The sequence below is a fragment of the Hyphomicrobium zavarzinii ATCC 27496 genome (assembly GCF_000383415.1).
In the GTDB taxonomy this organism is placed as follows: Bacteria; Pseudomonadota; Alphaproteobacteria; order Rhizobiales; family Hyphomicrobiaceae; genus Hyphomicrobium_C; species Hyphomicrobium_C zavarzinii.
Window position 1 is genome coordinate 598,752 of sequence record NZ_KB911258.1, and the last position, 17,715, is coordinate 616,466.

21 protein-coding genes are annotated in these 17,715 nt (G+C 64.4%); 14 read left to right on the forward strand and 7 right to left on the reverse strand.

Annotation, left to right across the window (positions count from 1 at the left end):
- The 6 genes from F812_RS0114035 to F812_RS0114060 form a co-directional block, all read right to left on the reverse strand.
- Positions 1-1,278 carry an SAM-dependent methyltransferase gene (locus F812_RS0114035; protein ID WP_020086624.1) on the reverse strand — a complete coding sequence of 426 codons (1,278 nt, stop codon included), beginning with the start codon at positions 1,276-1,278 and terminating at the stop codon, positions 1-3.
- Positions 1,279-1,488: 210 nt separating this feature from the next.
- The gene (gene rplI, locus F812_RS0114040; RefSeq protein ID WP_020086625.1) at positions 1,489-2,073 is read right to left on the reverse strand and encodes a 50S ribosomal protein L9; all 585 of its coding nucleotides are present in this window, start codon (positions 2,071-2,073) and stop codon (positions 1,489-1,491) included.
- A gap of 24 nt (positions 2,074-2,097) precedes the next feature.
- Entirely contained in the window at positions 2,098-3,099 is a 1,002-nt protein-coding gene (locus F812_RS0114045) for a DUF2232 domain-containing protein (protein ID WP_020086626.1), read from the reverse strand.
- A 99-nt stretch (positions 3,100-3,198) separates the two neighbouring features.
- Complete coding sequence (gene rpsR, locus F812_RS0114050) at positions 3,199-3,447, reverse strand: 30S ribosomal protein S18 (RefSeq protein ID WP_020086627.1); 249 nt, start codon at positions 3,445-3,447, stop codon at positions 3,199-3,201.
- Between the two features lie 3 nt (positions 3,448-3,450).
- A complete protein-coding gene (rpsF, locus tag F812_RS0114055) occupies positions 3,451-4,029 on the reverse strand; it encodes a 30S ribosomal protein S6 (RefSeq protein WP_020086628.1) in 579 nt (192 codons plus the stop codon).
- A gap of 270 nt (positions 4,030-4,299) precedes the next feature.
- The gene (locus F812_RS0114060; RefSeq protein ID WP_020086629.1) at positions 4,300-4,614 is read right to left on the reverse strand and encodes a hypothetical protein; all 315 of its coding nucleotides are present in this window, start codon (positions 4,612-4,614) and stop codon (positions 4,300-4,302) included.
- A gap of 228 nt (positions 4,615-4,842) precedes the next feature.
- Between F812_RS0114060 and fabD the strand changes: the two genes are divergently transcribed.
- From fabD to F812_RS0114100, 8 genes are all read left to right on the forward strand, one after another.
- Positions 4,843-5,787 carry an ACP S-malonyltransferase gene (gene fabD, locus F812_RS0114065; protein ID WP_026868125.1) on the forward strand — a complete coding sequence of 315 codons (945 nt, stop codon included), beginning with the start codon at positions 4,843-4,845 and terminating at the stop codon, positions 5,785-5,787.
- A gap of 41 nt (positions 5,788-5,828) precedes the next feature.
- Positions 5,829-6,572, forward strand: a complete 744-nt coding sequence (gene fabG / locus F812_RS0114070) for a 3-oxoacyl-[acyl-carrier-protein] reductase (protein ID WP_020086631.1) — start codon at positions 5,829-5,831, stop codon at positions 6,570-6,572.
- Between the two features lie 395 nt (positions 6,573-6,967).
- Positions 6,968-7,210: an acyl carrier protein gene (locus F812_RS0114075; RefSeq protein WP_020086632.1), complete on the forward strand. Its 243-nt coding sequence runs from the start codon at positions 6,968-6,970 to the stop codon at positions 7,208-7,210.
- A gap of 299 nt (positions 7,211-7,509) precedes the next feature.
- Positions 7,510-8,772: a beta-ketoacyl-ACP synthase II gene (gene fabF / locus F812_RS0114080; RefSeq protein WP_020086633.1), complete on the forward strand. Its 1,263-nt coding sequence runs from the start codon at positions 7,510-7,512 to the stop codon at positions 8,770-8,772.
- Positions 8,773-9,022: 250 nt separating this feature from the next.
- Complete coding sequence (mltG, locus tag F812_RS0114085) at positions 9,023-10,384, forward strand: endolytic transglycosylase MltG (protein ID WP_026868126.1); 1,362 nt, start codon at positions 9,023-9,025, stop codon at positions 10,382-10,384.
- A gap of 147 nt (positions 10,385-10,531) precedes the next feature.
- Positions 10,532-11,419: a YicC/YloC family endoribonuclease gene (locus F812_RS0114090; RefSeq protein WP_026868127.1), complete on the forward strand. Its 888-nt coding sequence runs from the start codon at positions 10,532-10,534 to the stop codon at positions 11,417-11,419.
- A gap of 87 nt (positions 11,420-11,506) precedes the next feature.
- Positions 11,507-12,154: a guanylate kinase gene (gene gmk / locus F812_RS0114095; protein ID WP_020086636.1), complete on the forward strand. Its 648-nt coding sequence runs from the start codon at positions 11,507-11,509 to the stop codon at positions 12,152-12,154.
- 4 nt (positions 12,155-12,158) lie between these two features.
- Positions 12,159-12,647, forward strand: coding sequence for a GNAT family N-acetyltransferase (locus F812_RS0114100; RefSeq protein WP_020086637.1), 489 nt, complete (start codon positions 12,159-12,161; stop codon positions 12,645-12,647).
- 16 nt (positions 12,648-12,663) lie between these two features.
- Here F812_RS0114100 and F812_RS0114105 read toward each other — a convergent pair whose 3' ends face one another.
- Complete coding sequence (locus tag F812_RS0114105; protein WP_156827429.1) at positions 12,664-13,302, reverse strand: helix-turn-helix domain-containing protein; 639 nt, start codon at positions 13,300-13,302, stop codon at positions 12,664-12,666.
- 915 nt (positions 13,303-14,217) lie between these two features.
- Here F812_RS0114105 and F812_RS0114110 point away from each other — a divergent pair.
- The 6 genes from F812_RS0114110 to F812_RS0114135 all read left to right on the forward strand — a co-directional run bounded on the left by F812_RS0114110 (position 14,218) and on the right by F812_RS0114135 (position 17,640).
- Positions 14,218-14,475 carry a hypothetical protein gene (locus F812_RS0114110; RefSeq protein WP_020086639.1) on the forward strand — a complete coding sequence of 86 codons (258 nt, stop codon included), beginning with the start codon at positions 14,218-14,220 and terminating at the stop codon, positions 14,473-14,475.
- Positions 14,476-14,486: 11 nt separating this feature from the next.
- Positions 14,487-14,894: a hypothetical protein gene (locus F812_RS0114115; RefSeq protein WP_020086640.1), complete on the forward strand. Its 408-nt coding sequence runs from the start codon at positions 14,487-14,489 to the stop codon at positions 14,892-14,894.
- A gap of 13 nt (positions 14,895-14,907) precedes the next feature.
- Positions 14,908-15,093 carry a hypothetical protein gene (locus tag F812_RS0114120; protein ID WP_020086641.1) on the forward strand — a complete coding sequence of 62 codons (186 nt, stop codon included), beginning with the start codon at positions 14,908-14,910 and terminating at the stop codon, positions 15,091-15,093.
- A complete protein-coding gene (locus F812_RS0114125) occupies positions 15,090-16,475 on the forward strand; it encodes an APC family permease (protein WP_026868129.1) in 1,386 nt (461 codons plus the stop codon). Before F812_RS0114120 ends, F812_RS0114125 begins: the two co-directional genes overlap by 4 nt.
- Positions 16,476-16,666: 191 nt before the next feature.
- On the forward strand, positions 16,667-17,353 hold the full coding sequence (locus F812_RS23960) for a hypothetical protein (protein WP_020086643.1): 687 nt from the start codon (positions 16,667-16,669) through the stop codon (positions 17,351-17,353).
- Complete coding sequence (locus F812_RS0114135) at positions 17,350-17,640, forward strand: hypothetical protein (RefSeq protein ID WP_020086644.1); 291 nt, start codon at positions 17,350-17,352, stop codon at positions 17,638-17,640. Before F812_RS23960 ends, F812_RS0114135 begins: the two co-directional genes overlap by 4 nt.
- The last annotated feature ends 75 nt before the right edge of the window (positions 17,641-17,715 follow it).

The window sequence follows — 17,715 nt, forward strand, 5'->3', positions numbered from 1 at the left end:
TTATCCCGATCTGCGGGCTGCCACGCCGAGCGGGCGCTGCGCCACCTCGCCGTCGCTCCTCATGAGATCCTGCTCGCGTTCGCCCATGTAGTCCCGCGTGATAGGCAACGCATCCACACGCCGGGTGAGCTGGATTTGGAACACTACGAAATTCTGGAATCGGAACGCGCACTCCGATCCCGCGAGATAGAACTCCCACATCCGGCAGAAGTCCTCGCCAGCGATCGCCACGGCCGCGGGGCGGTTCGCGAGAAAGCGATGCCGCCAGGCGCGCAGCGTCTCGGCGTAATGCAGCCGCAGCACTTCGACGTCCGCCACGACGAGCCCGGACCGCTCGACCGCGCCCATGATCTCGCTCAGCGCCGGAATATAGCCGCCGGGAAAGATGTAGCGCGCGATGAACGGATTGGTGCCCGCTGGCGCGTCGGTGCGGCCAATGGTGTGGAGAAGGGCGGTGCCGCCCGGCGTGAGCACCTTTGCGAGCGTATCGAAGAAGGTGCGGTAGTGCGGCAGGCCCACGTGCTCGAACATGCCCACGGAGACGACGCGGTCGAACGTCTCCGAGATGGCCCGATAGTCGCTGAGAACGAAAGCCGGTGCCGGCGCGCCGCTCCCGGTCTCCAACGCATCCGCTCTCTCACGCGCGATCTTGAGCTGCTCCTCGCTGAGGGTGATGCCCGTCACCTGGGCGCCCGTCGTGTGCGCGAGATAGAGCGCGAGGCCACCCCAGCCGCATCCGATGTCGAGCACACGCTGGCCGGGGGCGAGCGCGAGCTTGGCCGCAATGTGCCGTTTCTTTGCAAGTTGCGCATCGGCGAGCCCCAGGCCGGAGGATGCGAAGTAGGCGCAGGAATACTGCCGGTCGGGATCCAGGAAGAGATCGTAGATCCTGGGATCGATATCGTAGTGATGAGCGACATTGCTGCGCGACCGGCCTGCGGGATTGTACTGGGCGGCGCGCCGCAGGATGCGCCGGAGAAACGCGAGCCGTTGGGAATACCCGGGAAACGGATGGTCCGCGAGGTTGCGCATCATCAGCGCGATGAAGTCATAGACGTTTCCCTTTTCGAGCCTGAGCCGGCCGCTCATGTAGCCTTCGCCCGCCGCCATCTCGGGGTCGAGCGCCAGGTGCCATTCGAGCCGCCGGTCCGCGAGGCGCACGACGACAGGGGCGCCCTCTCCGTTGCCGAAGGCATGCGCAGCACCTTGAGTGTCGATGAAGGTCAGGTTGCCGTCGCGGACGACGTTGGAGAGGAGGAGGGAGAGGGGCTTCAGCATCGAGGCACCGCCTTCTGAGGCGCCTACCCCCGGAGAAAGGGCGCCGGCCGTTGTGTCCCCCTTCTTCCGTAAGTGTAGGAAGCCGCGCCCGCAATTTCGAGATGGGCGTCGATCCGAGGCCCCGAAAAGAGAAACGGCAGCCGGAAGACTGAGCTTCCGGCTGCCGCTGAAATATCCCGGCGATGATCGGCCAAGGATCGCCCGGGGCGATCAGGCCTGCTGCTCTTCGCCTTCGCCCTCGGGAGCAGCACCCTCCTCGAAGACGGAATCCGGGTTGAAGGTCTCGAGTTCGAGCGCCTCGTCCTTGATGACCGTGACGTCCTCGCCGCGGGCCTGCTTCTCGGCTTCCTCGTCCGAACGCGCGACGTTGAGAATGACCTTCACGACGACTTCCGGATGCAGCGCAACTTTGGTCTCGTGCAGGCCAAGGGTCTTGATCGGACGCTCGAGGATCACCTGGCGGCGGTCGATGGTGAAACCGCCCGCCGTAACGGCGTCGGCGAGATCGCGCGTGGAGACCGAGCCGTAGAGCTGGCCCGTATCGCCCGCCGAGCGGATGGCGACGAACACCTTGCCGTCGAGCTTCGCGGCAACGGCCTCGGCTTCCTTCTTCTGCTCGAGGTTGTTGGCTTCGAGCTGCGAGCGCTGGGTCTCGAAGTGAGCGATGTTCTCCTTCGTGGCGCGCAGAGCCTTCTTCTGCGGCAGGAGGAAGTTGCGGGCATAGCCGTCCTTGACGTTGACGACATCACCCATCTGGCCGAGGCGGCCGATGCGCTGAAGTAGAATGACCTGCATGGACGTAATCTCCTTTGAAAATGTTCAAGCGTTCGGATGAGGCGGCGGGCCCGGCGGAAGTGCCGAGCGCGCACGAAGATGAAGAACCGTCTCTGCGAGCCCGAGCAGGGCGATCACAAAGCCGATCCAGATGTTGACGACGAGAAGCGTGCCGTAGAGGGCCCACAGAGCGAACGGGCGCCAGGGCCGGCCGCGCGTCGTGTAGTGAAGGATGGCGAGACCGAGCAGCAGGTAGGCGACGAAGAAGCCGCCCGCGAATGCAGCCGCGGCGAGCCCCAGGTAGCCCGAAGCCATCGTGCCGAGCAGGATGACGCCGAAAGCCAGCGGCGTGCCCTGCGGATAGGTGATCGCAGCGAGATCCGGCCACGGACGGCCGAGCTGGCCGGATGCGAAGGTCACGCGCCCCGCGAGCCAGAGGTTGAACAGCAGGCTGCCCATCCACGACATCGCGGACGCCGCCGGCAGCACGGACATGGCGATTTCGGAGAGCGACGCGATCTCCGCCTCGCTGATCTGCACGGGCTGGCCGTCCGTCTGCGGCAGACCGGACGAGATCGTCGCCTTGATGAACTCGCCGAGTGCCTTGCGAAGCTCTTCCAGATCTCCGCCGAGGACGGCGAGCGAGGCGACCGCCATCACGCCGGCCATCACCGCCGACCAGATGACGAGCCTTCCGGCCGGATACCACTCGACGGCTGGACCGTTCTCGTTGGCGTGCTGGAGGCCGGTTTCCCCAATGGGGCGGCAGAGCAGCGCGAGATAGGTCAGAAGCACCATCGGCACGGCTTGCGTCAGCGCGAAAGCGAGTGCGGTCGGCGGTCCGGCGAACGCGAACACGATACCGCAGCCGACAAGCCCCGCGAGCAGCGCCGAGCGCCAGCCCCAGCCGAGCCCGGCGAGTGCGATGGGAAGCGGTGTGACGAAGAAGAGGAGGAAGCGGATGAACAACGGCCCCGTGGTCGCGGAGGCGAATACCACCGCCGCAACCAGCCCAAGGCCAGCACCTGCCAGATAGGTCGTTCTCATCCGTAAGCTGTCCCGCATCCGCTGCGGTTAGGGTGAGGGGGCCATCTCTCGAAGAGAGCGGCCCCGCTCATCCAACCAATCTAGAAACCCGGCGGCTGATTACTTCAGCACGTAGGGCAGGAGTCCGAGGAAGCGTGCGCGCTTGATGGCGCGGGCCAGCTCTCTCTGCTTCTTGGCCGAAACGGCCGTGATGCGGCTCGGCACGATCTTGCCGCGCTCGGAGATGTAACGGCCGAGCGTGCGCACATCCTTGTAGTCGATCTTCGGCGCCTGATCGCCCGAGAACGGGCAGGTCTTGCGGCGGCGATGGAAGGGCCGGCGAGCGGCGATTTCTTGGATCTCAGCCATCGATTAGCCCTCCGAGCCCGGCTTGTTGTCTCTGAATGGGGGCCGCGGGGGACGCGGACCGCGGTCGCCGTCACGCGGCGGACGGGAATCGCCGCCCTCGCGCGGGGGACGGGCGCGGAACGTGGAGCCGCCCTCGGCACCGCCGCCGAAGCCGCCACGGTCGCCACCGCGGAAACCGCCGCGATCGCCGCCACGGAAGCCGCCGCGATCACCGCCGCGGAAACCACCGGCGCCGCGCTCACCGCCGCGCTCGTCGCGATCCTGCTTGCGCATCATCACGGACGGCTCGGTCTCGAGCTCGTCGACGCGCAGCGTGAGAAAGCGGATGACGTCGGTCGAGAGACCCATGCGCCGCTCCATCTCTGCCACCACTGCGGCGGGTGCATCGATGTTGAGGAGCGAATAGTGCGCCTTGCGGCTCTTCTTGATCTTGAATGCGAGGCCCTTGAGGCCCCAGTACTCGGATTTCGTAACCTTGCCGCCGCCTTCGGTGATGACGTCGGTGTATTCTTTCGTAAGCGCCTCGACCTGCTGTTGCGAGACGTCCTGGCGCGCCAGGAACACATGCTCGTAAAGGGGCATGTTTGGCCTTTCGTTTCGAGTTGGCCGCATGACAAGCACGCGGATCACGCTACCGCTTCGGCGCAAAGCCCCTCATGGACCCCAGAAAGGCCCAAAGGCACCCAAAGAGCGAAGACACCGGGGGACAGACCATGGACAAGCCCAAGAGAGGGACAAGTCCAATAGACCTTGCCGCCGAGCTGAAATAGCTCCGCGGCCCCGTTCAGCCTCCAACCGAAGCGCGTGACGGCGCGACTTATACGGGTTTTCCAGGCGCGGGCAAGGGGCAAGCTAGTTAACGCTGCGCTCGTACGCCGCGAGGCAGTCCTCGCCGTCGCAGTCGATCCACCGCCCGCTCGGCAGCCGGACCTCCCATGCCGCTTCGCGCTTGGCGGGGCCGGGTGCTGCGGATTTGTGCGCGTTGTCGCGGGATGTCCGGTAAAACTGCCGCGTTTCCAACACCTTGCCGTCCTTCGCCATCACCGTGCCGGTGGCGATCGTCTCGCGCGGCAGCAAATCCCATTGCCATGCGGCGAGATAGGCCACGACCAGCGCAAGGGCTAGGAGAAAGGGGAGAAGACGCCGTCCCGCCGATTTAGTTGCCATGGCTTATCCTTCTGGAGAGAAACACAAAACGCCCCTATTTGCTGCGCGCCATACAACTCGGCCGGCCGCGCGGTGCAGCCACGAGCAGCGGGGAAGACCATCGGTCCCTGTTCCCCGAGGCCTTGACAATCCCGAGCCGGACATGTCGAAAGCGCGACAGACTGTGAACTTTCACTCACCTGTCGGCGATCGCGCCCGGCGAGTGGAAATCAATCAAAAGGAGCGAGCGTGGCACGCGCATTCGTATTTCCCGGACAGGGTAGCCAGGATGTCGGTATGGGTCGCGAGCTGGCAGAGACGTTCGCGGTCGCGCGCGAGGTGTTCGACGAGGTCGACGAGGCGCTCGGACAGAAGCTCTCCGCCATTATGTGGGAAGGCCCCAAGGAAACGCTGACACTCACGGAGAACGCCCAGCCCGCGCTGATGGCGGTTTCGATGGCCGTGATGCGCGTGCTGGAACGCGAGAAGGGCATCAAGCTTGCCGGCACGGTGAAGTATGTTGCGGGTCATTCGCTCGGCGAGTATTCCGCACTCGCCGCGGCAGGCGCGTTCTCACTGTCCGACACAGCGCGTCTCCTGAAGCTGCGCGGCCAGGCCATGCAGGCGGCCGTACCGGTCGGCCAGGGCGCGATGGTCGCTCTTCTTGGCGTTGGCCTCGACGTGGCCGAGAAGGTCGCGGCCGAAGCCGCCCAGGGCGACGTCTGCCAGGTCGCCAACGACAATGAGCCGACCCAGGTCGTGCTGTCGGGCTCGAAAGCCGCCATAGATCGCGTGGCCGAGATCGGCAAGGCCCATGGCGTGCGCCGCGCGGTGCCTCTGCCCGTGTCTGCGCCGTTCCATTGCGCCCTGATGAAGCCCGCCGCCGAAGCCATGGCGGATGCGCTTTCCAAGGTCACTATCAACGCGCCGGTCGTCCCCGTCGTCGCCAACGTCGTGGCGAGCGCGGTGAACGACCCCGAGCAGATTCGCCGCCTTCTGGTGGAGCAGGTGACGGGCACCGTGCGCTGGCGCGAATGCGTCGGCTATCTCGCAGCCAACGGCGTCACCGACGTGTTCGAGATCGGATCAGGAAAGGTGCTCGCTGGCCTCGCAAAGCGTATCGAGAAGTCGCTCGAGGCCGCGAGCCTGGGCACGCCCGCGGATATCGAGGCAGCCGCTTCCAAGCTCGTCTGACGCAATCAAACCACGCTCTTCTTCGTAAAAGGATTCAAGACATGTTCGATTTGACCGGCAAAAAAGCGCTTGTCACCGGTGCGACCGGCGGCATCGGCGAAGGCATCGCGCGCGCTTTCCACAAAGCCGGAGCCGAGGTCGTGCTCTCGGGCCGTCAGGTCGCCAAGCTCGAAGCGCTCGCCGCCGAGCTCGGCGAGCGCGCGCACGTGGTGCCTTGCGATCTCGCCGACAAGGAAGCCGTCTCGAAGCTGATCGACAACGCCATCGCCAAGCTCGGCCGCCTCGACATCCTCGTCAACAATGCCGGTCTCACCAAGGACAACCTGTTCATGGTGATGAAGGACGAGCAGTGGGACGACGTGATCGCGGTGAACCTCACCTCCACCTTCATGCTGATGCGCGCCGCCGCCCGTCACATGCTGCGCTCCAAGACCGGCTACGGCCGCATCATCAACATCTCGTCCGTTTCGGGCGTGATCGGCAATCCCGGCCAGGGCAACTATGCAGCCTCCAAGGCTGGCATGATCGGCATGACCAAATCGCTCGCCCGCGAAGTCGCGAACCGCGGCATCACCGCCAACTCGATTGCGCCTGGATTCATCCAGACCGCGATGACGGATGTGCTGAACGACAAGCAGAAATCCGAGATCTCCCAGCACATCCCGGCCCAGCGCTTCGGCACGCCCGATGACATTGCCGCCGCGGCCGTCTACCTTGCCAGCGTCGAGGCTGGCTACGTCACCGGACAAACGCTGCACGTGAACGGCGGCATGGCCATGATCTGACGGCGTTTTTGGTTAAGACGCTCCGGCATGCGCAAGGCCGCGTTCGCCGGGGGCAATGTGTCGCTCTCCGGGTCGGCTTTCGCGAGCCGCAACACAGGGGGGCGACGCTGGCCAAGGCCTAGGAGATATGTTAACGAGCCTCGTTTTTTTGCTGCGCAGCTCTGGGAAACGCCCTAACGATCAACGCTCACGCGCTGTCGTCTGGGATAACCCCCCTGATGGCGCCGCCAGCACCAGGACGAGATAGGACTTCGAGGTCGAGCGTATTTCTGGAAAAGTAGGATCCGGTTTTCCGGCAAGGGACTACGACCGACTGACTTCAGCGCCCCGGTGAACGACGGGACCGAGAAGACGATAGCAAACCAAATCACAGAGCAGGGACACGAGGGAAGACGATGAGCGATGTCGCAGAGCGCGTGAAGAAGATCGTAGTGGAGCATCTTGGCGTCGAGGCCGACAAGGTCACCGAGAACGCTAGCTTCATCGATGATCTCGGCGCTGACAGCCTTGATACGGTCGAGCTGGTCATGGCGTTCGAGGAAGAGTTCGGGTGCGAGATCCCCGACGATGCCGCCGAGCACATTCTGACGGTTGGCGACGCTGTGAAGTTCCTCGAGAAGAACGCCACGGCTGCCTAAGGCTGCTCGGGTCCGGAGCGGCTGAGTTCGAGGCGCCGCCGGTGCCTCGAATGATGAAGCCGCAGCCGGCCCGCACTGCGGTGCGTGTGGAGTGGAGAATCGCGTATCGGCGCACATGCGCCGTAAGCGTCTCCATCCACGGCTCGCAAGCCTGAGTGACACGAGTGAGTTAAAGGAAGCGGGGCGAAGCTGGCGGGTCGCGCCTCGCGGCAACAAGAGAACCCCGCAAGGCCCAGGGCGGCATACGACTGGGCGTTGGCGGGCATCTCTCCCTTACCGATGGAGTGGACTTGAGAGCCATGCGCCGCGTCGTCATCACTGGGCTTGGTCTTGTCACCCCGATCGGATGCGGGGTCGAGGAATCTTGGCGCAATCTGCTCGCAGGCAAGAGCGGAGCACGCCGGATCGAGGAATTCGACGCCTCCGATCTCTCTTGTCAGATTGCGAATTTCGTACCGCGCGGCGCGGGTAACGAGGGCAAGTTCAATCCCGATGATTGGATGGAGCCCAAGGAGCAGCGCAAGGTCGACGACTTCATCATCTACGCCGTCGCCGCCGCCGATCAGGCCCTCGCCGATGCAGGCTGGAAGGCCGATACCCAGGAAAAGCAGGAAACGACCGGCGTTTTGATCGGCTCCGGCATCGGCGGCCTTTCCGGCATCGCCGACACCTCGATTCTGCTCAAGGAGAAGGGCGCCCGCCGCGTTTCTCCGTTCTTCATTCCCGGCCGCCTCATCAATCTCGCGGGCGGCTACGTCTCCATCAAGCACGACCTCAAGGGACCGAACCACGCCGTCGTGACGGCGTGCGCCACCGGCACCCACGCCATCGGCGATGCGGCACGTCTCGTGGCGCTCGGCGATGCGGAGGTCATGGTCGCGGGCGGAACCGAGAGCCCCATCTGCCGCATCGGCATGGCTGGCTTCGTCGCCTGCCGCGCTCTCTCGACTGGCTTCAACGACCGGCCCACGGAGGCGTCGCGTCCTTACGACAAGGGTCGCGACGGCTTCGTCATGGGTGAGGGCGCGGGTGTCGTCGTGCTCGAAAGCCTGGAGCACGCCCAGGCGCGCGGCGCCAAGATCTATGCCGAGGTCATCGGCTACGGCATGTCGGGCGACGCCTATCACATCACAGCGCCGTCGGAGACCGGCGACGGCGCCTTCCGCTGCATGCGCGCCGCGCTGAAGAACGCGGGCGTCTCACCGAGCGACATCGACTACATCAACGCGCACGGCACCTCGACGCCCATGGGCGACGAGATCGAGCTCGGCGCGGTGGAGCGCCTGTTCGGCAACACCCAGGCCAAGACCTCCATGTCCTCGACCAAGTCTTCGATCGGCCACCTCCTGGGAGCTGCCGGCGCCGTCGAGGCGATCTTCTCGGTGCTCGCCATCCGCGATCAGGTGGCGCCCGCGACCCTGAACCTCGAAAACCCTTCGGTCGAGACGGCCCTCGACCTGGTGCCCAAGACGCCGCGGAAGCGTGAGATCAACACCGTGCTTTCGAACTCGTTCGGCTTTGGCGGCACCAACGCGTCGCTCGTGATGCGTAAAGTGGCCTGACATCGGTCCGCGATCGCCCGGAGAGCGCCAGCGCTGACCGGGCTTTTGCCACAATCGCGAGATCACGTCGGCGCGTAGGCTTGGGGTGAGTACGGCGTGCCGGTCCCGGCGCGCCTCGCTGTGCGTACAAGCTTGAGTTTGACGGTGGTTTCCTGCCTGAGCCAAGGCGGGCCGGAAAGCGCCAGGAGCCGGCCGTTGCGGCACGCGGGGAGCGTCGCTGCGGCTTGGGACGCGAGACGGGAGCTGGTCGATGAGTAAAGTTCGCCGGGAAGTGCCGCCCACGCTCTCGAGGCGTGACGGTGTCCGCCCGAGGAGCCCGGCCGAGGCTCTGGAGCCGGGACGCGCGCCGCCGCGTCCCCGTGGCGTTCGCCAGCGCAAGGAATCGCGCGTCATCTCTGGCTTTGCCCGCGTCGTGAGCGGCGTGATGACGATCCTGCTCGTCGCCATGCTCGCGACCGGAGGCATGACGCTCTTGGTCGGCCACCTCTATAGCCGCCCCGGTCCCCTTACCGTGAGCCAGACCGTCGTCATCCCGAAAGGCGCGAGCAGCAACGACATCGCCGACGACCTCGAGCGCGAAGGCGTGGTTTCCAGCCGCTGGGCCTTCATGATCAACTATCTGGTGCAGAGCCGCATGCGCCCGAAAGAGGTGATGCTGAAGCACGGCGAATACCTCTTCAAGCCGAACGTCAGCATTCGCGAGGTGATCGAGACCCTCTCCGAAGGCAAATCGGTGATGTACAAGGTGACGATCCCCGAAGGTCTCACCAGCCAGCAGATCGTCGAGCGCCTGAAGAGCGAGGAGAACCTGACCGGCGACGTCGCCCAGATTCCCGCCGAAGGCTCGCTGCTGCCCGAGACCTACAGCATCGAGAAGGGCATGACGCGCCAGGAGCTGCTGGAGCGCATGGCGCTGAAGCAGAAGCAGGTCCTCGAAAGCAACTGGGAGCGCCGCCAGCAGGGACTTCCCTACACGAGCCCCGAGCAGGCCGTGGTGATGGCCTCCATCATCGAGAAGGAAACCGGCCGCGCGGACGAGCGCGACCGCATCGCGGGCGTCTTCGTCAACCGCTTGAACAAGGGGATGCCGCTTCAATCCGATCCCACCATTCTCTACGGCATCTACGGCGGCGGCGTGCAGTGGGGCAAACCCATCATGCAGTCGGAGAAGGATGCCAAGAACGCCCACAACACTTACCAGATCAAGGGCCTGCCGCCGACGCCGATCTGCAATCCGGGGCGCCCTGCGCTCGAAGCCGCGCTCAATCCGGCCCAGCACGGCGATCTGTTCTTCGTGGCCGACGGCAGCGGCGGCCACATCTTCACGGCGACCCTCAAGGATCACAACGCGGCGGTTTCGAACTGGCGCAAGTTCGAGAAAGAGATGCGGGCGCGTCAGGCCGCCGCCAAGGACGGAGCCTCCGAAGGGGCCGAGGCAGCGCCCGGCGAGGTGGCGCGCAACCCGATCACCGAAATTCCGAACCCGCCAGCCGAGGACGCGGGCGGCGAGGCGAAGGCTGCAGGAGCCGCCGCCGAGGAGAAACCTGCGGCCGTCCCGGCGACCGCAACGGCGTCCACGATGCCGCTCCCCATACGCAAGCCCAAGCGCTAGCCGCGTGCGGACTGCGGGCCTTGCGCCGAAAGCGCCCCTTGCGGCCCGCGGATGCGGCGCGTACGTCTCTCTCGCAGCAGCGCGGCGAGCGAGCTCCACTTGCCGCGCGACCTAGACCTGAACGGACAACGTTCCCCGGATAAAAACATGACCCTTCAAAGTATGACCGGGTTTGCCCGCAGCGACGGCGCGCTCGACGGCACCACGTGGCATTGGGAGCTCCGGAGCGTGAACAACCGTGGGCTCGACCTCCGCTTGCGCCTGCCGCAGGGCTACGAGCAGATCGAGTCCAAGGTTCGCGACCGCATCGCGAAAGCCATTTCCCGCGGCAGCGTTAACGCCAGCCTCAGCGTCACGCGCCGTACGCAGGCGGGTGAGGTCCGCGTGAACCAGGAGGCGCTCGAGCGCATCCTCGCCATCGCCACCCGCTTGAGCCACAACATCGGCGCCGAGACGCCGCGCGTGGAAGCGCTGCTCGGATTGAAGGGCGTGCTCGACGTCGTCGAGGATGCCGACACCGAGGAGACGCTGGCGGCCCAGCAGGCGGCCGTGCTGGATGACCTCGACAAGGCGCTCGCCGACCTCGTGGCCGCGCGCCGCGACGAAGGCCGCCGCCTGAAGGACGTTCTCGCCCGCCAGATCGACGAGATCGAGCGTCTGGCGAAAACGGTCGAGGCCTCCCCCGCCCGCACTATCGAAGCCATTCGCCGCCGCCTCGCCGAGCAGGTCGCCCGCCTCATGGAGACAGGGCAGGGGCTCGATCCTGCGCGGCTTCATCAGGAGGCTGTCCTGCTGGCGACGCGCGCCGACGTGGAGGAGGAGCTGAAGCGCCTCGCCGCCCACGTGGAAGCCGCGCGCGCGCTTCTCAGGGATGAGGGTGCCATCGGCCGCAAGCTTGATTTCCTCGCCCAGGAGTTCAATCGCGAAGCCAACACCTTGACCTCCAAGGCCGCCGACCAGGAGATCGCCCACGCGGGCCTCGCCCTCAAGGTCGTGATCGATCAGTTGCGCGAGCAGGTCCAGAACATCGAGTAGGGCGCTGAAAACGCTCTGGACCCGGCAAGGCCCAGCCCCTATCAGTCGCTTCTGGGCGGGATGCGAGCGCGCGGGGAGACCGGGGAGATGACGAGCGAAAATCCGAGGATCGAGCGGCGCGGCCTGCTGCTGGTGCTGTCCTCGCCATCCGGCGCCGGCAAGACGTCCCTATCGCGCGCGCTTCTCGAAGCCGATCCTCATATCGCCCTGTCGGTCTCCGTCACCACGCGCAAGCCGCGTCCCGGAGAGGTGGACGGCCGCGACTACTGGTTCGTCGACGAAGCGAGCTTCAAGGCCATGATCGAGACGGATCAGCTCCTCGAATGGGCGACTGTCTTCGGCAACTACTACGGCACGCCCCGCGCCCCGATCGAGAAGGCGATCGCGGAAGGCCGCGATGTGCTGTTCGACATCGACTGGCAGGGAACCCAGCAGCTCTCCGAGCGCATGGCGGGAGATCTCGTGCGCGTGTTCGTGCTGCCGCCGTCCGCAGAGGCGCTGGAGACGCGCTTGAAGCAGCGCGCCCAGGATCCGCCCGAGGTCGTAGCCAAGCGCATGGCGAAAGCGTCCGACGAGATCAGCCATTGGGCCGAGTACGACTACGTCATCGTCAATTCGGATCTCGCGGAGAGCAGCGCTGGCCTGCGCGCCATTCTCGCGGCGGAGCGTCTGCGCCGCGATCGCATGACAGGCCTCTCGTCGTTCGTCCGCGGGCTCCACGCCGCGCTGGAGTAGCGTAATGCGCATCGAGGCCGAGCAGCCCGCCCATCGCCCCGGCATTCGACGCCTGGCGCTGGGCGCGTTTCCCACGGCCGCCGAAGCGGATCTGGTCGATCGTTTGCGCCACGACGGCGACGTTGCGATTTCGCTCGTTGCGGTGGACGGCGAGGAGGTGGTGGGCCACGTCCTTTTCTCGGCGATGACCGCGCCCATGAAGGCGCTCGGTCTCGGACCCGTTGCGGTGGAGGCCAGCCGCCGCGGCGAAGGCATCGCGAGCGATCTGATCCGCGAGGGGCTCGCGCGAGCGAGACGGGAAGGATGGCAGGCCGTCTTCGTGCTCGGAGATCCCGCGTTCTACGCACGCTTCGGCTTCAGCGTCGAGCAGGCGGCAGGATTCGAGACGCCTTACGCTGGGCCATACTTCATGGCGCTTGCGCTCGATGGGGCGTCTCTCGCGCACGCCAACGACCCCGTCGCCTACGCGCCCGCGTTTCAGTCGCTCGAATGAGATCGAAGCCGGCCGGTCAGGGCAGCTCACGCGCGCAGCTGATGACCGAGAGGAAGCGGATCGGAAGCTGCACCAGCTCCTCCGGCCCATGCGGCGCATCCGCGTCGAAGAACAGGCTGTCGCCGGGCTTCATCGGATAGAGCTTGTCGGCATGGCGATAGACCACCTGGCCTTCGAGAACGTAGATCAGCTCGAGACCGGCGTGCTGGAACAGCGGAAACACGTCCGACTCTTCCGTGAGTGTGATCAGATAAGGCTCCACCACCACGCCGCCCGACTGGCCACCAGTGTGGCCGAGCAATTGATACTGATGGCCCGCGCGGGTTCCGCGCCGTTCGATCAGCAGGCCCTGCCCCGCCGAGACGAAAACGGCGTTGCGCCGCTCCTCGAAGCGGCGGAACAGCGCCGTGACGGGAACGCCCAGCGCCTTGGAGAGCCGCTGCAGCGTGGTGAGCGACGCGCTCGTGACGCCGTTCTCGATCTTCGAGAGCATACCGAGCGAGAGACCCGCGGCGCGCGCGAGATCTGACGCGGTGATGCCGAGCTTGTTGCGGAATGCGCGAACCTCGCGCCCGATCGCCACCTCGAGCATGCTGTCACGCGCGCCTTGCAGCGCATGCGGATCCTGCTCGTCCTTGGTTTCGATGGTCTGCATGACCTCGGCGAACTCTTCGGCAGACAGCGCTTTGCGGCGCTTCTGTTCGCCGCGCCCCTCAGTGCTCGGGATCTCTGTCGCGCTGTCTTTCTTCAAGGAGCTTCCCGATCTCTGGTTCATGCGCTGCGAGCCCCCATGTGTGGTCGATGCCGAAGAGAAACACCACCTTTTCGCGAACAAACTACAACAGCCTGTCGAGCGATGCAGGGCCGACGTGGCACCGGAAAATGGTGGAGGAGCGGAGAGTCCTCCGGTCGCATCGAACCACGATAGCTGACGTTTTGGCAACTGACGTGTTCGGTGATGGATCTTTGGTGCGCGATCGTTAGCAAGTTTTGAACGCACACATTTTCGCGAGGATCAAGTCGGCGCACCGGACGCGGAGCCGGAGAGGTGCGCGACCCGGATTGCGGATCACGCTCGCGCGAGGCCCATATCTGACCCCGATCAGTTCGCGGATTTTTCGCCGGGGAGTGCCGGTTCGAGAAAATATAACCGCATACAGAACATTGCGCGCGCGATGGAAGGGCTTTTGCAGCGCCTTCAGAAGCCAACTCTGGAATGCCGGAGGTCGAAGCAAATTCTGTCCGACTTCAAACATAGACGCCGGAATCCTGGATCGAAGGGTCTGGCCGGAAGCAGGGGTGAATCCGCCGCTTCTTCCCGGAGTGAATAAATAATTCGGAGCGTTCAAGAAAACCGACGCACAGCTAAAAGCGCCCAAAAGACAAGCGTTCTGGTGGCAAATCTGCTCACCACAACATCATACGCCTTGACAAAGTGCGGCAGGAGGACGCACTGTTTTTCCGCACATAAAAAAACGTTGCCTCACAGGCAACTCCAGGAGGAACCCTGAAAACCGTATCCCAAGGGGGAGTTATGCAACAAAAAATACCAGATCCACGTGTCCACTCGATGTTCTCCGGCGATCGCACGTGGGCGTTCGGCGCGGTTATTGTCCTCTGGACGCTCTATGGCTTCGTCTTCTGGCGGCTCACGCAGACCGCCCCGGCGGATGGGGTTCTTCAGGCTCTTGCAGTTGCCGGTGGCCTCGTCCTGCTTTTCAACTCGGCCTCGATCATCGCGATGATCAAGCACTACGCTGAGGACAAGGAGCACATCTACGGGCTCGACATCCACTACCTCGACGAAATGAAGAAGTCGAAAGGCTAGGGAGCGAGCACATGGCTAAGACACCGTACAAGCCGCCGACGCAGTCTCTGCTCGGCCAGACCTTCGATACCCTTTTCCTTCTCGCACTCGTTATGGCTGCGCTCTTCATTCCGCTCTACCTCGGCCTGGCCGGAGGCGGAAAGACGACGCTCGAGCTCAAAGACACCACGTGGGCGGGCATGGGTCAGAACGCGACCATGCAGGCGCAGTGGGAGAAGCTCGGCTTCACCGCAGGCCCGAAGACGGAGGAGAACGCGACATCGGCTGCTGAGCTGATCTCATCGCGCTTCGACTACTCCTTCGAGCCTGTTGAGCTCGCCATCACTGCACTCGTCGTCATCGGGTATTTCTTCATCGTCTTTCACTGGTCGAAGAAGGAATACCGCGACGTGATCGACGAGCGGTTCAACAACAAGTGAGAGGAGGGTTCCCGTGAATAACTTTCAACTGCTCGAATACGGGGCCTGGGGCCTCTCCGCGCTGCTTGGCTTGTGGATGCTGATCGACCTGATCCGCACCGACAAGACCTACAGCGAAGAACTGCTGACCTCCTCCAAGGAAGGTGAAATCGAAGACGCGCTCGTCATCGATCCGCCTCATCAAGGAGGCCACCTGTGACTCAGACAACAGCAGTTCACGGCGAGCGAATTTCGCTCTTGCGCGTGCTTGGTCCGGGTCACGTGTGGGCGCTTGGCGTCGGCATCGTGCTCGTGGGCGAGTACATGGGCTGGAACTTCGCAGTGGGCAAGGGCGGCGCCATCGCCGCTCTGATCGCCTGCTGGGTGGCCGGTCTTCTCTACACCTGCGTCGCCATGATCGACTCGGAGGTGACCTCGACGGTTGCCGCCGCCGGCGGTCAGTACGCGCAGGCCAAGCACATCGTCGGGCCTTTGATGGCCTTCAACGTGGGCCTGTTCCTCGTCTTCGCCTACACCATGCTCGAAGCGGCCAACGCGATCACGCTCGGCTATCTCGTGCAGACGGTAGGATCGATGGCGGGGTTCGCGGATACGCATGACAAGCCGTTCATCGTGCTGACGATCATGTTCCTCGCCTGGCTCAACTACCGCGGCGTCTACGCGACCCTGACGTTCAACCTCGTCATCACGGCCATCGCGTTCGTCGCCATCTGGGTGCTGTTCTTCGCCGTTCAGCCCTGGAGCAGCGTCTACATGAAGCACGGCGACCTGCTCACCGGTCTGCCATACGGCTGGCTCGGCGTTCTCGCCGCGCTCCACTTCGGCATGTGGTACTACCTCGGCATCGAAGGTACGACGCAGGCCGCCGAGGAGGTTCGCTCGCCCGCGCGCGCACTTCCCCTCGGCACCATGACGGGCATCATCACGCTGCTCATCGCCGCGACCATGACCTGGTACATCTGCGCCGGCATCATGCCGTGGGAGTATCTGGGCCAGGCCGTGACGCCGCTGTTCGATGCGGCCCGTCTCACGGACTCGACGCTTCTGATGGTGCTTCTCTTCATCGGCACCATCTTCTCGACGCTGGCCTCCGCCAACGGCTGCATCAACGACGCATCCCGCGCCTGGTTCTCCATGGGACGTGACCGTTATCTGCCGCAGGTCTTCGGCGCCGTGCATCCCAAGTACCGGACGCCCTATCGGGCGATCGTGTTCCTGGTGCCGGTGGCCCTTGTGTTCGCGTACTTCGCGCCGCTCGATCAGGTGATCACCTTCTCGATCCTGTCGGGTCTGCTCGAGTACACGTTCATGGCGATCAACGTCATCATGTTCCGGCAGAAATGGCCGCTCGGCGTGATCAAGCGGGGCTACGTGCACCCGTTCCATCCGCTGCCGGCTCTCGTGCTTCTGCTGCTCTGCTCCGTCACGTATTTCGCGGTGTTCCTCGGATACGGCACGCAGCTCATCGCGATGATGGTGTTCTACATCGTCGCCTCGCTGTGGTTCGCATTCCACCGTTACAAGTTCGTGCGGCGCGGCGCGCAGTTCACGATGCCCTGGCCTAAGCCGGTCGGCTACTGATCACGACACGCAACGGAAGAAACGCGGCTCGGAAACACCGGGCCGCGTTTCTCGGATAAGGCAGCGGATGCGGAGCGCGCGGTCGTTCGCAGTGCCGGTGCCGTCATCGAACCACGATCAATCGAAGAGCCCGGGTGTTGCAGCTTTCCACGATGGCGTGGCACCCCGGATCCCAACGGAGAGTGTGGCCCGTGTCTTCGCTTTCGACGGCCCTTATATCGTTTATTGCAATCGTCGGTCCGCTGACGTGGCTTGCCCTGCGCGACCACAAGGCCCTGCGCGCGAGCCGCGCCGGTTTGCTCGATGATTGTGCACGCCTGTTCAACGGCTATGCATTGACGCACAGCGGCGACAGCTTTCCAAAGCTCAGCGGACGGTGCGACCGGCGCAACGTCGACATCCGCCTGATCAGCGACACAATGACCATCCGGAGGCTTCCGCAGCTCTGGCTTCAGGTCACGGTGCTGGAGAAGGTGCAGGGGTCGACCGGCCTCGCCGTGCTTGTCCGACCCTCCGGCTACGAGTTCTACAGCCTGACGCCTCAGTTCCCCTACATCCTCGAAACCCCGCCGGAGTTCCCGCCCGAGGTGATCATCCGCGGCGAGAATGCGAGAGCCGAAAAACTCCTTGAAAAGCTCGCTAAACCGATGGCCGCGATCCTGGCCGATCCGCGCGTCAAGGAGATCGCCGTCACGCGCGAGGGCCTGCGCATCATTCGTCAGGCGGGCGAGGGCCGGCGCGGCGAATATCTGCTTCTGAGGCAGGCCGTGTTCGATGAGGCCGCCGTCTCCGCCGATCAGTTCCAGAGCGTGCTTGCCGAGATCGATACGCTCCGCACGGCAATCGAAAATCCGCAACGGGAGCACACCTACGCATGACGACGTCACGCGCACCCATGAATCCTTACACGGTTCTTGCATTGGCCATCGTGCTGCCCGGGATGGGGCACGTGGCCGTCGGACAACCGCAGCGAGGTTTCGGCTTCGCCTTCTTCGCGCTCCTCATGGCGCTGGTGTCCTGGCACACGACCACACCCGAGCATTCCTTCATCGGCCGCTCGGCCGCTGGTCTGTTTGTCTGGGCGCTCTCGATTCCCGATGCCTATCGCATCGCACGGCTGCAGTACGAACGATGGAGTCGCGGACTTTCGAATATCGCGCGATGAAAAAAAGTTGCATCGCAGTTGAATCGAGAAACATGAAGTGCTAGCGTCTGTATAGAAACAGCAAACGGCATACGG

What these genes read in the sequence shown, in the direction of transcription:
- F812_RS0114110 (WP_020086639.1), top strand. Translation starts at nt 14,218, where the DNA reads ATGTTCTCCGGCGATCGCACGTGGGCGTTCGGCGCGGTTATTGTCCTC.
- mltG (WP_026868126.1), top strand. Translation starts at nt 9,023, where the DNA reads ATGAGTAAAGTTCGCCGGGAAGTGCCGCCCACGCTCTCGAGGCGTGAC.
- F812_RS0114090 (WP_026868127.1), top strand. Translation starts at nt 10,532, where the DNA reads ATGACCCTTCAAAGTATGACCGGGTTTGCCCGCAGCGACGGCGCGCTC.
- F812_RS0114035 (WP_020086624.1), bottom strand. Translation starts at nt 1,278, where the DNA reads ATGCTGAAGCCCCTCTCCCTCCTCCTCTCCAACGTCGTCCGCGACGGC.
- rpsR (WP_020086627.1), bottom strand. Translation starts at nt 3,447, where the DNA reads ATGGCTGAGATCCAAGAAATCGCCGCTCGCCGGCCCTTCCATCGCCGC.
- F812_RS0114135 (WP_020086644.1), top strand. Translation starts at nt 17,350, where the DNA reads ATGACGACGTCACGCGCACCCATGAATCCTTACACGGTTCTTGCATTG.
- fabG (WP_020086631.1), top strand. Translation starts at nt 5,829, where the DNA reads ATGTTCGATTTGACCGGCAAAAAAGCGCTTGTCACCGGTGCGACCGGC.
- F812_RS0114060 (WP_020086629.1), bottom strand. Translation starts at nt 4,614, where the DNA reads ATGGCAACTAAATCGGCGGGACGGCGTCTTCTCCCCTTTCTCCTAGCC.
- rplI (WP_020086625.1), bottom strand. Translation starts at nt 2,073, where the DNA reads ATGCAGGTCATTCTACTTCAGCGCATCGGCCGCCTCGGCCAGATGGGT.
- gmk (WP_020086636.1), top strand. Translation starts at nt 11,507, where the DNA reads ATGACGAGCGAAAATCCGAGGATCGAGCGGCGCGGCCTGCTGCTGGTG.
- rpsF (WP_020086628.1), bottom strand. Translation starts at nt 4,029, where the DNA reads ATGCCCCTTTACGAGCATGTGTTCCTGGCGCGCCAGGACGTCTCGCAA.
- F812_RS0114075 (WP_020086632.1), top strand. Translation starts at nt 6,968, where the DNA reads ATGAGCGATGTCGCAGAGCGCGTGAAGAAGATCGTAGTGGAGCATCTT.
- F812_RS0114115 (WP_020086640.1), top strand. Translation starts at nt 14,487, where the DNA reads ATGGCTAAGACACCGTACAAGCCGCCGACGCAGTCTCTGCTCGGCCAG.
- F812_RS0114100 (WP_020086637.1), top strand. Translation starts at nt 12,159, where the DNA reads ATGCGCATCGAGGCCGAGCAGCCCGCCCATCGCCCCGGCATTCGACGC.
- fabF (WP_020086633.1), top strand. Translation starts at nt 7,510, where the DNA reads ATGCGCCGCGTCGTCATCACTGGGCTTGGTCTTGTCACCCCGATCGGA.
- F812_RS0114045 (WP_020086626.1), bottom strand. Translation starts at nt 3,099, where the DNA reads ATGAGAACGACCTATCTGGCAGGTGCTGGCCTTGGGCTGGTTGCGGCG.
- F812_RS0114105 (WP_156827429.1), bottom strand. Translation starts at nt 13,302, where the DNA reads ATGCAGACCATCGAAACCAAGGACGAGCAGGATCCGCATGCGCTGCAA.